Below are 13,392 nucleotides of genomic sequence, written 5' to 3' on the forward strand. Positions count from 1 at the left end.
AGTCTCTGAGAACCCTTTTGAAAATAGGGATTTTTACTGAATGGTCGTAAATTTATAACTGAATAGTTGGTAGTAGTTTTGAATATTTTTTATTGAAACCAATCCATAAACGCTTTTCGTTTATAACGGCTAATATTGATTTCTGAAATTTCATTGTTTTTAATGAAATCATTCAGCCGAATACGTAACTTACCATTTTCGATTTTTTCCACTTGGGCTACCGAATTCTTGTGAATGATAATTTTGCGGTTGGCTCTAAAAAATAATTGATCATTTAGTTTTTCCTCTAGCTCATTCAATGTAAAATCTGTGGTAATAGTTGTGCCGTCATTTTGTACAGTGTAGACAATTTTATTTTCACTATAAAAACAAGCAATATGTTCATAAGTGAGCTTTGTTATTTTCGCACCACTTTCAATAGTGATTTCTGCATCTTTTATAGATACCTTATATAAATCATATAAGTTTTGAGCATATAATAAACAAATCAAAATAGCACATACTAATAAAGTAATTAGTAAACCAATTACTATAAAATAGAACTCTATCTCCCCTCCTAGAACTATTTCTACAATGATATTTGCAGGAATGTAGATAATGCTAATATATCCTAATGTAGAGATCATAAACCTAGCCATAGTCGAGAATTCGACCTTTTTAGAGAAATATTTTTTCTCGTAGACTTTAAAATTTATATCGGCTATGATGATAACAACTATAGACAGAATAATAGTAAACAGAAAACCTACTAGAGGAAATCTATACGATTCATCTGCTATAAAGTTATCGCTTGCGGCTAAATGATTTACAACTAAAGAGAAAATGATTACTACAATGGCTTTCTGAAACCAACGCCATACTGTTATAGTATTTTTGGTAGGCTTTATAGTGCTCATATATTAGCGATTCTTTTTAGTAGAATTCAAAAATAAAAAATAACTCTAAGTTTTGGTGCATCAAACCTTTCATTGGTTAAGCCATTTTGGTTACAAATTCATGATCAAGGGTCTTGCTTTTTGTTCAAGTAAGTCAATTAATTCCTTTTGGAAATATTTAAATCTATCAGGAATTGCTAATACGTTTATTTTTTTACCAAATTTGGACCCTCCATTTTCGATAATCAATTTTCTATGCCTTTCTTCCATTACCATAACGAGGTCAGCCCATTTCATAAGCTCATAAGTTAAAGGTTGTGTACCTTCATTATGACAAATTTTATGATTAGTTCCTGCTGAATCGAATTCAAAACCTTTGAGTTTTTCCGAAAAATAATCAGCTGCGGTCTTAGACCTTTGTTTATTTGCAGAGCAAACAAAAAGTATTTTTTTCATTGTATTTTGGGGTTTGAACAAATCTTTAATGTAAAATTATATTCAGATAGTGTTATAGTATTATTTTATTTTTAACAAACTTCCTTTTTCAGGTTTTACTTTCTGTTTTTTGTTATCGGGTTTAAGTACATACCAATAGATTCCATTTTTTCGTTTTTCCAATTCTCTCTGAACGGCAATTTCTCTATCTTCCAATGTTTTGAATGTACTACTTACATGGGTATACTGAGTTTCACAGTCAAAGTATATTTCTGAATCATTTGCAACCAGTAGTATTCCTGAAAGGACTCTCTTTTTAACAATCCAAAATTCCTGAGTATTAAGATCGATAATTTGGGTTTCAGGTGGAATACCTTTTTCAAAATGCTGAAGTTCTGTTAGTAGACCTATTCCTGAAATATTAAAACACTCCACTATTGATACAAAACCAGGTTTCATTTTTTTAATAATTAATCATTGTTATTCTGTTGGAATCGGTAGGTTATGCATTCTTAAAAATGATAATTTATCCCAATATCCACGTTGAAATTTGATTTTTCCATCTATTACTTGAAAGAATCCACATCCTCTTAACCCTAAGGGATCTTTCCATTCCAAAATCGCCCATTCTCCATCTTCAAATATATTTTCAGGAATACAGGTCATATCCGCTGTACTGAATTCTGCCGAGAACATTGCTTTAATGGCATTTCTTCCTTCAATCGGTTCGTTAGCAACTTGGTGATTAATTGCATCCAGATGGTATAGTTCTGCAATTTTGTCTGCATCGCCTTCATTGAATATCTCAATCCATTTTTTAATCAATTCTTTAGGTCTCATTTTTCAAAATGTATTTTATTCTGTTTTATATTGCTGACCAACATTTTTTGGATCCTTTAAATCTATCCAGAATATATCCATCGGTTCATTTGATTCCATTTGTCCGTTTTGGTTGGTATCTTTTCTGGCAAATATGTACATAAAATCATTTGCAGAATCATATTCTGAACTCATAACAGAGTATTCTTTTGGAATTAGTGCTTTTTTATTCATTCCATTGATGTCGAAATGATAGAATTCTCTTAAATCTTTTACATTAATAAATCCGTCTTTGTTTGAATCTTCATCATAAACAGAAACCATATAAAAATCTCTTTTTACGGGTTCATAGTTTAAAGTATCTTTTGAAAAGGCAGGATAATAAAGTGTTTTGATCAAAACTGGTTTTTCAAAAAGTTTATTTTCGGTTTTCGTTTGATTATCATAATGAGAAACATTCACGAAGTTATATCCATAAATGGCTTTGAATCCTGGCATAAAATTCTGATTCCAGTTATTACCTTCTCCGTAGTCATCATTCCAATTGGTATGATAAGAATTGGAACCAGTAAAGTATTTTTTAGTTTTCTTATTATAATTTACTTTGTAAATTGGCGTTAATCGATGTTTTGGATTAAAAGTTAAAAGCACATTTCTCGGTTGAGTTTCTAGTTTCAATGAATCTATTTGAAGACCAACAATTTTTTGACCGTCTTCATTTTCTGTTATTTCACTTACTTGAAATCCTTTTTTATCAATCTTGTTATCCGAACAGCTTATGATTGAATGTACAAGAAGTAATAACATCCAAATTTTATTCATATTATTTTTCTTTAATGGTGTATTTAAATAGTAATCCATACTCATTTCAACTATGTTTTAGGTAGCATTTTATTCATCAAACATCTTATTAATGGTCTTTTGTATAGAGAATAAATTACTGACTGTAAAAAGGCCTATTGAATCTTCTAAATGACTATTATTTGGCACAAAATCTGAATTTTTATTAGTATCTATTAATTCGATTTGACCTGCCAAATCAGGTTGATATTTCATTCCATAAATTGCAAAATTAGCTTTATGAATTTTTCCATCATTAAACTTCTCTCCTTTAGCTTTTAATCCTTTTAACTCTTTTGCTTCCGGTACTTTTTCGAATATGCCATCATAAAATTCAAGAATTGGAGCCTCATTTACTCCTGTTAGTTTATGAATATATGCAGCATAGTAATTATTATATAATTTTATTGAAACTATATCATTAGGCCTGAAGAATGTAATGTTATTTGGTTTTTTAGGTTTCCTCTTTAATTCTAAGGGCTTAGTTTTTAAAAAATCTTTTATTTGATCAGATTTCCTATAAAAGTCATCACTTAAAACCACATCATCGTTTAGTTTATCTATAGCGTGAAATGCTTTATTTGTTATTGTTTTATCATATAATCCATATTTGTGAAATAAGACAGCTAATGTCAAAGCAACCTTTTCCTTATAATATTTGGCAATCCCATCTTCTGCTAACAAAACACAATTCCATCTAGTTAGCATAAGAGGTATAGCATATTCAGAAACATTACGAATGCTCCCTCCTTTTTTGAAAGACATACCACGATTAATCAATCTAGCCAAATCTTCTTCTATTGCTTGAGTAAGTTGATTAAAACCAATTTTATCTATTATTTGTTTATGTTTCATCTGATTATAAAGCTATGAAAATATAAAACGAATCTACTAGGATTGCTTTTTTCATCTTGAAATATTAATGTGCCATTACCTTAATTACTACAATATGTTTTATTTTAGATTGTTATAAAAATCATTCCTGTTCGCATTATCTGGTAATCCTGCAACTTGTCCATCTCCAAGTTCCATAATGATCCATTCTCCGTTTTTCTTTTTAGCAACGTCCATTGTAAAGAAATTGCTCTCAATTTTCTTTGCTATTTCAATAAAATCATCCAATTCCAGTGATGTTTCTCCATATACTCCTTCGTCCCAATAATCGAATACATTAATAATTCTCTTATTGGCAAAAAATATTCTAAATTCTTTAGTTAAAGGCATTCCACTTTTTGAATGTTCGGTTAAATACTCCAGCTCTTCAAATTGTCTAAATACCAATCCTTCGTTTAGGGAATCTCCTCTAAGTTCGATGAATTTATCAACAACAGATTTTACTGTATCAAAATCGGAAGCATTAGGTATAAAACAAGCTTCTTTCCAATGATGTTTTTCAGATTTTACAAAGTCCTTAACGATTATGGCACTATTACCAAATTCTTCAGTCAATTGCTGTATAGAAGCATCGGTTAATTCCTTAGTCCAGTTAGATTTTGGAGTTTTAGGAGCTATTTTGTAGTATGAGTTTGGTAAGTAATGACAATGCTCATATTCCTTTGGAGAATTTATTAATTCAATATTCTTTTTTAAAAGACCGTTATATAGGTTTTGATATTGAGTTGGAGTGAGCATCCATCCTCTATAGATTCCGAGTTCTTTGTTTTCAACTTCTTTTACATATCGTAATGCTGTTGCAACGTTTCCATCTGTTAATTCTTCGAAACTAATTAAAGAAAAGTCAAAACCAGCATTAACGGCAGCTTTCTTTTCTTCTTCATAATCAGGCTCGATTGTTTTATTATCGAATACACTATCACAAAATATGATTCTCATCGTCTATTTTTTACCATTTCATTATTGGTTCTTCTTTCCATAAAATCATTCTGAAGTCTTCATAATGATTTCCATTTCCGATAGTATGATTATCTCTAAAGCCTTTTCCTAGTTGTAATTTATGAATCATACCAGAATAAGAACCTACCCATAAAGTTTTCTCATCATCTGAAATTGTAATTCCGCTTATTGTGGAGCCCAAAAAGTGTCTCCATAGATGTTTCCCTTTATGATCTATAGCTCTTATATATCCATGTGCATCACCTAAAATATAGTAGTCTTTGGTTGAGATACCACAATATACACGCATTTCTTTATCTATTGTTGTATATAATGTACTCTCTTCATATTCTGAGATGTCGATTCCATTTAATTGTTCGGTTGCTACTCCGATGGTAATTCCATTATAAAAATGACAAGAGTTGGTTATTAATTGACGGTTATCTTTTGAAAAAAGACAGTAATGTGGATATTCTGATTGCTGCCCTATTTTACCAATTTGAACACCTTCATTATCTAATATTCTATGTTCTGAACACTGATCTCCTACCACAATAAATTGGTTATCATTAGATAAGGTTCCATTTTCCATATCAATATAGGAATCCCACTCTTCATCTTCCGCATCAGGTTCTGGATGAATCATTGTCTCAGACTCTTTATCAATTAAATAAATACCTTCCGCGGTGATTAATAAGACTTTTTTACCATCGTTAAAAGGGATTAATTCGGTAATTCCAATGTTTTTGGTCTTTTGTAATGTAAAAGTAGAAATGATGTCTCCCTCCCAGCCTTGCGTGGTTGTCACCAAATTATTTGCAGAAATAGCAAAAACGTTATTTTTCTTGGATTTTCCTATAGCGGAAATTGAGGAATCCAACTCAATTATTTTTTCATTGTCAAGAATATACGCTTGCCTTTTTTGGTATGATGTTCCTGTTAAGAATATTATTTTTTGTTGATCAATGAATTGTAATTGTTCTATACTTTGACTTTTACTTTCCATGAATTTTATCAATGGAGTATGTGAAGGAGGATATTCATTCCTGAATTCTTCAATAGTATTTGTTTCGTTCGCTTTTTTTAAAAGCTTGAAAATTTCATCTGCCAAATGCTCACGTTTATCTTCTGGTTCTTGTCCATTCCAATTTTCCCATCCATTCTTTTCGCCAAATTCGACCATTTCATTAATCTCCTTTGCAAATTTGCTTCCAAGATGATTCCATTCTTCTTTGATATTAATAGGGCTTTTCTTTTTCTCTCCAACTGCCCACTTTTTTATTTTATCGTTCAGGTCTTCAAAACCTATTCCATCAAGTAATATTCCAATAGGCATTCCAATTATTGTTCTCAAAAATTCCTTAGGGTTTCTTCTATAATCAGGTAAATATGCCCAATACAAGAAAATACCAAATAAAACTATTAAAGCTATTATTATTACGTAACCTAACATATACTAATGTTTGTAGATTTTATGAATCATCATTGTCATTATAAACTTCAAAGAAATAGCTTATATCTATAACATTATTGTCAACGGTAAGATATATGCACGATTCAATATATGATTTACTATAATAAGTATCTAAATCAAGGGAAATGTTACCCTACCTTTTGCATTTTATGTTTTCAGTAGGTAAATAGAAATCTATTATTGTACCATCAATTTTCAAGGAATCGTTTATAGTCTTCTATTCAAAATGTACTTTTAGGGCAATTGTTTTTGTTATAGTTTTTACTTTGTTTTAGATAGTATATAATCTACTAAATAACTGTTTTCTTTCCCTAATTTATGAACTATTTGATAATGATTTAAATGTGGATATTCATAGTATTCTATTGGAGCTTTTTCGTTATTTTCAATATATAAGTTTTTAGATTGCTCGATAAAGAAATCTGTTTCCTTAGAACCTACGCTAAGTAAAACGGGGCATTTTATTTCAGACAAATTATTATTCGTGACACTATACTTTTCAATATCACTTTCATCCAACTGCAGTACCTCATTAAGGTAACTATTTTTTATAGGAGCTAGATCAAATATGCCACTAAGACTACAAACTAACTTAATACTCGATCTTAAATTTTCGCTCATTAAATATGTCATTAAAGCGAGATGACCGCCTGCAGAATGACCGCATAGAATGATCTCACTAGAATTACCATTGTATCGTAGTGCCTCCTTTTTGATCCAGTTTACAGCATCTACCACATCGTTTAGAACTTTTTCCATATTCACACTTGGAATAAGGCGATAATTAATAATACATGTTGTTAGATTGTTTTCTATAAAAGGTTCAGCTATAAAGCTATAACTATTTTTATCTAAAGCTCTCCAATAGCCTCCATGGATAAATACTACAATTGGAGAATTCCGAGTGCTAGAAGGAAAAATATCTAAGGCTTGTAGAGGTTTTCCTCCATATTTTTCATTTAAAAAACAGTGATAGTTTTTTCTTACTCTTACTGATTCATTTTCATTGATATCTAGAAAACTCTGAAAATCAGGATGCCGTGAACGTAGGTTTAATTGATGGTCTGGAGTCATAGTATTTTCTCAAAATTAAAATCAATGTTTCCTCTTACTTATTTTGATACTTTAGGATCGTTTCTGCCTGATTATAATAACTAATTAATTGAAACTCTCGACTCGTAATATCCTGCAATTGATTTTTGAATAATTCCAAATTTGCTCTGGCATTCTCTTTAGCATTCAAATCTGCAGATAATAATAAATCAATCATTCTTGGAAACGATTCGTAAGTAGTTCCCTGTTGTTTATAGATTTTTGAAAGGATGAGTAATTCATCATATTCAAAATTTACAATTAAAGGATGCGATTTAGCAATGTCCCAAGCATCATTAGCAGGTGTTTCGCCCATGATTGTATTTCTGGTAAATACTTTGTAAAGGGTTGCTTTATCTTTAATGAAATTCTTGATGAATACTTGATCGCCAGAAAGACTATCTAAGCTTTTAATCATTTCCTTATGATAAGGAACCCAGTAGTCTAAAAGCTTTTTATTTTCAACTAGTTCTGATTTTATTTTAGATAATAACTTAGTAGCCTCTTTTTCATTTTTTTTATCCTCAATTCTCTCACTAAGATATAAACCAAGGACAACACTGAAAACGATTAAAATAACTTGGGTAATATTTTTAAGTATAGATTCTTTCATTTTGTCATATTCTTGAGTATCTATTACGATACAATGTTCTTATTGATGGTGTTTCCTTCTTCAAAGAACCTATGCAATATACTAATTGTTAAGAGTTGTTTATTAAAACCCTTCACTATTCAAGGTTTACTTTGGTTTATCATTCTATACATTTTATTTAGGAGTAAACCAAGTTAATATTTCTTCTGCTAAGGCTCTGTTTGGGTGGTTTTCATTGATAATACTTTGCAAAGAGTTTCTAGCATTTTCAATTTTTCCACCATGTAGTTCTTGATACATTTTGTTGGCTTTGTCTTTGATTCCTTCTTTAACATATACCAATCCCAAATGTTCTCTTAGATCACACCAAGCACGATAATCACTTGTTGGCTTAATGCTTTCAAGCGCCTGTTCTCCAACTTCAATAGCCTTTTGATGATCTTCAAAAGCTTTACTGTATACTTCTACTAGATAAGCACCACAAGAGAATATATTTTGGCGCATACCTCTTTCAAGTATATCTTTAGCTTTAATAGGATTTTTATTCAATAGATAGCAGTTTGCTAAAGTTTTGAAACCTTCTGGAAGTACTTTTGTGTTACTATCAAAAAATTGGCTTTCATCCTCTTCTGGATAATTTAAAATAGCATCTTCCAATATGGTTATGGCTTCAGTATAGTTTTTCTTTTTAAGCAACGTCAGTGCTTTTTTTGTTGCTAATGCTACTTTCTTAATCGGGACTTTGTCCTTACTAGTTAATAATTTGGATAAAAAGCTATCTAAACTATCGCTATGCTCCTGAAAGATATTTTCTCTACTATCAAAGAATAAAACTGGACAATCTTCATTTCTACTATCTACAACAAAACAGGAAGGTTCATTATCTTTTATCAATATAAAAGGAATCATATATGGAGTTGTATCATTTACTCCTTGATCTGAAAAGTAGTCTAACAATTCATCAAAATCTTTTACTTTAAAGCTGATTTCTAGTTTTACTTCTCTCGAGAATCCCTTTAAACCATATACAAAATGAGATCGGTAATTTTTATATTCTTCCTTTTCAAAAAAGATCTTTAAACGTGAAGGCAAACCTTTGTCTTCATATAGTTTCAGGAACTCATTCATTTACTCGTTATTTGATGGTTTATGGATTAATTATTTCGATTTATTTTCAAGAGCATCTAAATTTAGAGAAAAGAGATTTTATTTCTTTTTCGGATTTTATGTTTTATCCTATTATTTCTTTATGACGTTTATTTAGATTTTTCCAATCCATATTGGTAGTTGGATTTAGAAAGTTTTTATAAGCAGTTGACATTTGTCGGGCAGCTTCTTTTGGAGTCATTCTTCCAGTTGCAGTACCCATTCCTGGACAAAGTACTTTTTCGATTCGTATTTTGTTATTCTTGTTATAATTGGCAACGGCAGTTAACATGGCAAAAAAGGCATTATAGACATTATCTGTTTTTGAAATATCAGTTGGGACTCTCATCGTTGGTGTATGAGCCAAGAAAGGATGATATTCATTTTCTGTAAATACTATGATTGAAGTCCCAATAGGTTGTTCTCCATAAAACTCTCTTTGAATTCTTTTTTGAACATTATATTGGATTTTCATACCAAAATAGTTCCGTATTGCTAAATCAATTCCGCCATCCATTAAACCAAAAGAATTTGCTGGACTAACCAAGCAATCAAACTCTCTTACAAATTCAAACTTTCCATTGACAATTTCTATTTCAGGAAACTCAGCAAAGGATTTTTCCCATTCATCGCATAATTCTTTTTGAAGGTCAATTAAGGTTATCTTAAATAATTTAGGAGATGTGGACATTACTTTGTTTTAATTAGCGAACGTTAAGATATATCTATTTAGAAGAAACATTTTGTAAACGATCTATTTTTATTCGTTTATCATTTCTTCTGCTTCTTTGTCATGATGAACAAAAGTAGTATCGATTATATATTCATATTTACTTTTGTCAAATTTAAAGGTAGTAATTTGAATTTTAGAAGGGTTATATGGCTCAAGTTCTTCTGATGATTCTATGGTCCATACACCACTTTTTTCTACTTTGAATTCAGCGTTTTTTAAGTAATCCATAAATACTAATTTGTAAAAATCATCATATTGATTTAAAAATAAACCATACATGCAACCTCCTGTTCCGCAAGCACCTAAATAAACTAATATATCTATTTTTCCATCGGCATTAAAATCACCATTTTTAAAAGGTTCTGTTTTCGCAGAACTGTCTGGAAATTCAAAATCAGCATTTTTTGGTGGAATAATTCTAACAAAATTTTCACTGATTATTTCCTTTAGGATAAATAAACCGTCCGTATTATTTATGGTTTTGTTGTCCTGTTTGAAGCTTGATTCATTGGTAGTATCTTTTATGTTTTTAGGTTCTTGTTTTCCTTGACAAGAAATTAGAACTAACAGTATGCATCCTATTAAATTTTTCATTGTTTTCTGTAATATTCGTAAATGATTATTTATAAAATATATTCCAAGTATATTTTTATATCTCGTTATAGGTAGTCTATTTCTTCATTTTTTGCCTTCTATCAAAGACTTCTTTCATATATTTTTTCAAATATGGTTTTACATCTTCAATGTTCGCTATCTTAGGAAACGTAACTTGTTTATTGCCAAAATATCCACATAAATGAGTCATTACATTCCCTTCTTCATCAAGTGTTAATGTTAACCTGTGATCCACTCTTGCTTTGCCGTCTAATTCTAAAGCAAATTCCATTAGGGTTTGTGTACAGAATTGTGCATTATGAACCAATTCTTCTATTGAAACTTTATGAACCCAATATCGATATGTTAAGGTGTGTTCTTCAAATGAGTCATATTCCATATCCGAAATAGTCAAAAAAGGATGTCCTTTTTGGAGTGGTTTACCGAATAATGTTTCGTCACTTTTTTCAAACCAGAAACCTCTAGAAATGACTTCAACAAATTGATCATGAAATGAAAAAATATAATGGTTAAAATGAGTTTTCATTTCCTCTACATCTCCACCAAATTCATAAGATCCACCATAGTGCTTTTTTTCATAAGTATATCTATCAACAAGCCATTGAGAGTTTTCAACTTTAAAAATCCAAACGCCTCTTTCATGAGTTTCCCAATCATAGTCAATAGGAAGCATTTCTCCTCTACAAACTTTTAAGGAATCAAAGTTTTCAAAGGTGATTCTACCATAATGCTCATCTTGAGTATTGAAATAGATTCCTGTAATAGGCTCATGATGATGAACGTTTCCATAATGAACTTGTGGACTTAAAACACTATCAGCTATTATTGGAATTTTTATTCTATGTAATATTTCGGGCTTCATTTTTACTTACATATATCTTCTCGCGAACCATTTGTTATATTTAATTTATTGTTTTAGATAATTTACCATCCATTGCACTCCAAATTTATCGGTAAATGCTCCGAAGTACGCACCCCAAAAAGTGTCTTCTAATGGAGATGTGATTGTTCCTCCTGAAGAAAGTCCATTAAATAATTGAGTGGCTTCTTCTCTACTCTCTGGACTGATAGATATATAAAAATTATTTCCGAAGGTTATTGATTGTCCTCTAGACTTTAGGATATCAGTACCCATCAAGACATTTCCAGATCCTATTGGTAATCCAACATGCATTACTTTTTTCTTGTCCTCTTTGGACAACGCATCATTATCTGGCATATCCTCATAACGTCTTATTCCTCCTACAAATTCGCCACCAAATACAGATTTATAAAAATTAAATGCTTCTTCGGTATTACCCATAAAACTCAAATATGTATTGATTGTCGCCATGTTTTATTTTTTCAGAGATTCGTTTTAGTAATGAAGTACAGTGTATCCTTATCGTTATTTGATTTCTGTTTCTAATAATTCTAAAATAGCGTTTAGTTCTTCCATTAGTGGTTTATAGTGAGAAATCTCGGTAGCTTTACTTGTTAGATAAAACATTAGAATATTGTTTTCAAATTCAAGTGATTCTAATAAGTTTAAGTTGCTAACGTTGGTCTCTCTCTTATGAAAATTTATTTCAGAATTTGGATTTGTTTGCTCGAATATAGTCCTAATACTGTTTGTATTGGTTCTAAACATATCAAGCACTTTTTCTCTTTGATGCCCTAGTTCTTCTTCTTGTCTAGCAATATCTTTTAAAGTTGATTCCCAATTGGTTAATCGTATTCTAAGTTCACTACTTGTAATATCCTTTAAACTACCAGAACTAACTATTTCATTTAGCAATGAATTATTTGCATTAAAATAGATATCCGAAGAAAAAGAACGAAATAATAATCTCGAGAATTGCTTCTCACTTAAGGCCATATTTGGATTCGAAATGCTTTCCATGATTTTTTTAGCACTCAAATAGTTTTCCTCATTTACCTCTAGTAACTCATTTAGTTTAAGTTTACTTGTTTCAAACTCACTTTTTAGACCTTTAAGATAAGTCTGTTCTTTTTTTAGTAAAACCTTCCTCTGCTGGTTATTGTTTATAGAAACCGCTATTAATATTCCAATAACAACAAGAACAATTTCACCAATGGCATATAGTAAATACTTGGTGAATTTATTATCGGTTAACATTTTTTGCCGAATTTTACGAAAGAACTTTATCATTGGTTATGGTTTCATGATTTAATTATTCTTCTAATTCTGTGCTTACTTTTTTTAATAAACATTTTCTATAAGATCAATTTCATCATTTATCTTTTTGATTAGTTTTTTAGCTAGATTTTTTTGAGCATTATAACTTTTGATTTGTTTCTTAATTAATTGAATTCTATAATCAATGGAGTTTTCCAAAATTTTTAAATAATTTTCATCAGTACTATTAATTGAATTGAACCTCAAGATAAGATAATTAATTGTTTCGTTGTTTTGAGTAATTATTGCTGTGTCAACTGTTTCCTTAACGTGTTTTGTTTGTCTATAGTAAACTAAGATATCTTCTACGAGATAATTACTTCTAAATAATTCTATCTGTCCTGACGATATAAGATTATCAATTACTGTTGTGTTAGCGGTGAACTTATATCCAGCTTTTAAAAAATTAAAATCTTCAACAGGTTTTTCTATCGATTCCATATATTTCGGGATATCTCTTTTAACTTGATTTAAAGTATCGATGAGAAGGCTATCTTTACTCATGATGGATTTATATAGTCTGATGTCGGAACCTAAATTTGTAGTAAGTCGCGTTAGATAGAGTATTTCTTTTTCTTCATTTTGAAATTCGATATTCCAATTGTTGATTTGGACTGCAATGAGTATCCCAATGACAACTAGTAAGATCTCTCCTATCGCATATTTTAGATATTTTCCAAATTTCCCTTCAGTGAGTAAATTTTGTCGAATTTTACGAAAGAATTTTATCATTTGTTGTCCTTTTATCTTATGTTTTTA

At 30.2% G+C, this 13,392-nt stretch carries 17 protein-coding genes; all 17 read right to left on the reverse strand.

Annotated elements, in window-relative coordinates; all coding sequences use genetic code 11:
* Nucleotides 1–89: 89 nt before the first annotated feature.
* A complete protein-coding gene (locus GBO31_RS20605; RefSeq protein WP_219010365.1) occupies nucleotides 90–896 on the reverse strand; it encodes a LytR/AlgR family response regulator transcription factor in 807 nt (268 codons plus the stop codon).
* A gap of 90 nt (nucleotides 897–986) precedes the next feature.
* Nucleotides 987–1,331: a phosphotyrosine protein phosphatase gene (locus GBO31_RS20610; RefSeq protein ID WP_219010366.1), complete on the reverse strand. Its 345-nt coding sequence runs from the start codon at nucleotides 1,329–1,331 to the stop codon at nucleotides 987–989.
* 60 nt (nucleotides 1,332–1,391) lie between these two features.
* Nucleotides 1,392–1,769 carry a hypothetical protein gene (locus GBO31_RS20615; protein ID WP_219010367.1) on the reverse strand — a complete coding sequence of 126 codons (378 nt, stop codon included), beginning with the start codon at nucleotides 1,767–1,769 and terminating at the stop codon, nucleotides 1,392–1,394.
* Between the two features lie 21 nt (nucleotides 1,770–1,790).
* Nucleotides 1,791–2,150 (reverse strand): nuclear transport factor 2 family protein, encoded by a 360-nt coding sequence (locus tag GBO31_RS20620; protein WP_219010368.1) that lies wholly within the window; start codon nucleotides 2,148–2,150, stop codon nucleotides 1,791–1,793.
* 15 nt (nucleotides 2,151–2,165) lie between these two features.
* A complete protein-coding gene (locus GBO31_RS20625) occupies nucleotides 2,166–2,996 on the reverse strand; it encodes a hypothetical protein (protein ID WP_219010369.1) in 831 nt (276 codons plus the stop codon).
* 24 nt (nucleotides 2,997–3,020) lie between these two features.
* Nucleotides 3,021–3,824, reverse strand: coding sequence for a hypothetical protein (locus tag GBO31_RS20630; protein WP_219010370.1), 804 nt, complete (start codon nucleotides 3,822–3,824; stop codon nucleotides 3,021–3,023).
* Nucleotides 3,825–3,923: 99 nt separating this feature from the next.
* Nucleotides 3,924–4,802 carry an ATP-grasp domain-containing protein gene (locus GBO31_RS20635; protein WP_219010371.1) on the reverse strand — a complete coding sequence of 293 codons (879 nt, stop codon included), beginning with the start codon at nucleotides 4,800–4,802 and terminating at the stop codon, nucleotides 3,924–3,926.
* A gap of 10 nt (nucleotides 4,803–4,812) precedes the next feature.
* Entirely contained in the window at nucleotides 4,813–6,255 is a 1,443-nt protein-coding gene (locus GBO31_RS20640; protein WP_246615936.1) for a hypothetical protein, read from the reverse strand.
* 282 nt (nucleotides 6,256–6,537) lie between these two features.
* Nucleotides 6,538–7,350 (reverse strand): alpha/beta hydrolase, encoded by an 813-nt coding sequence (locus GBO31_RS20645; RefSeq protein ID WP_219010372.1) that lies wholly within the window; start codon nucleotides 7,348–7,350, stop codon nucleotides 6,538–6,540.
* Between the two features lie 34 nt (nucleotides 7,351–7,384).
* Entirely contained in the window at nucleotides 7,385–7,981 is a 597-nt protein-coding gene (locus GBO31_RS20650; protein WP_219010373.1) for a hypothetical protein, read from the reverse strand.
* 153 nt (nucleotides 7,982–8,134) lie between these two features.
* Nucleotides 8,135–9,088, reverse strand: a complete 954-nt coding sequence (locus GBO31_RS20655) for a tetratricopeptide repeat protein (protein WP_219010374.1) — start codon at nucleotides 9,086–9,088, stop codon at nucleotides 8,135–8,137.
* 103 nt (nucleotides 9,089–9,191) lie between these two features.
* Nucleotides 9,192–9,797, reverse strand: a complete 606-nt coding sequence (locus GBO31_RS20660; protein WP_219010375.1) for a macro domain-containing protein — start codon at nucleotides 9,795–9,797, stop codon at nucleotides 9,192–9,194.
* Between the two features lie 69 nt (nucleotides 9,798–9,866).
* Complete coding sequence (locus tag GBO31_RS20665; RefSeq protein ID WP_219010376.1) at nucleotides 9,867–10,433, reverse strand: hypothetical protein; 567 nt, start codon at nucleotides 10,431–10,433, stop codon at nucleotides 9,867–9,869.
* Between the two features lie 76 nt (nucleotides 10,434–10,509).
* Nucleotides 10,510–11,316, reverse strand: a complete 807-nt coding sequence (locus GBO31_RS20670; protein WP_219010377.1) for a hypothetical protein — start codon at nucleotides 11,314–11,316, stop codon at nucleotides 10,510–10,512.
* A gap of 45 nt (nucleotides 11,317–11,361) precedes the next feature.
* Complete coding sequence (locus GBO31_RS20675; protein ID WP_219010378.1) at nucleotides 11,362–11,787, reverse strand: VOC family protein; 426 nt, start codon at nucleotides 11,785–11,787, stop codon at nucleotides 11,362–11,364.
* Between the two features lie 54 nt (nucleotides 11,788–11,841).
* On the reverse strand, nucleotides 11,842–12,573 hold the full coding sequence (locus tag GBO31_RS20680; RefSeq protein WP_246615937.1) for a DUF6090 family protein: 732 nt from the start codon (nucleotides 12,571–12,573) through the stop codon (nucleotides 11,842–11,844).
* Nucleotides 12,574–12,657: 84 nt separating this feature from the next.
* Entirely contained in the window at nucleotides 12,658–13,365 is a 708-nt protein-coding gene (locus GBO31_RS20685; protein WP_219010380.1) for a DUF6090 family protein, read from the reverse strand.
* Between the last annotated feature and the right edge of the window lie 27 nt (nucleotides 13,366–13,392).

The organism is Aquimarina litoralis, from assembly GCF_019295435.1.
GTDB lineage: Bacteria > Bacteroidota > Bacteroidia > Flavobacteriales > Flavobacteriaceae > Aquimarina > Aquimarina litoralis_A.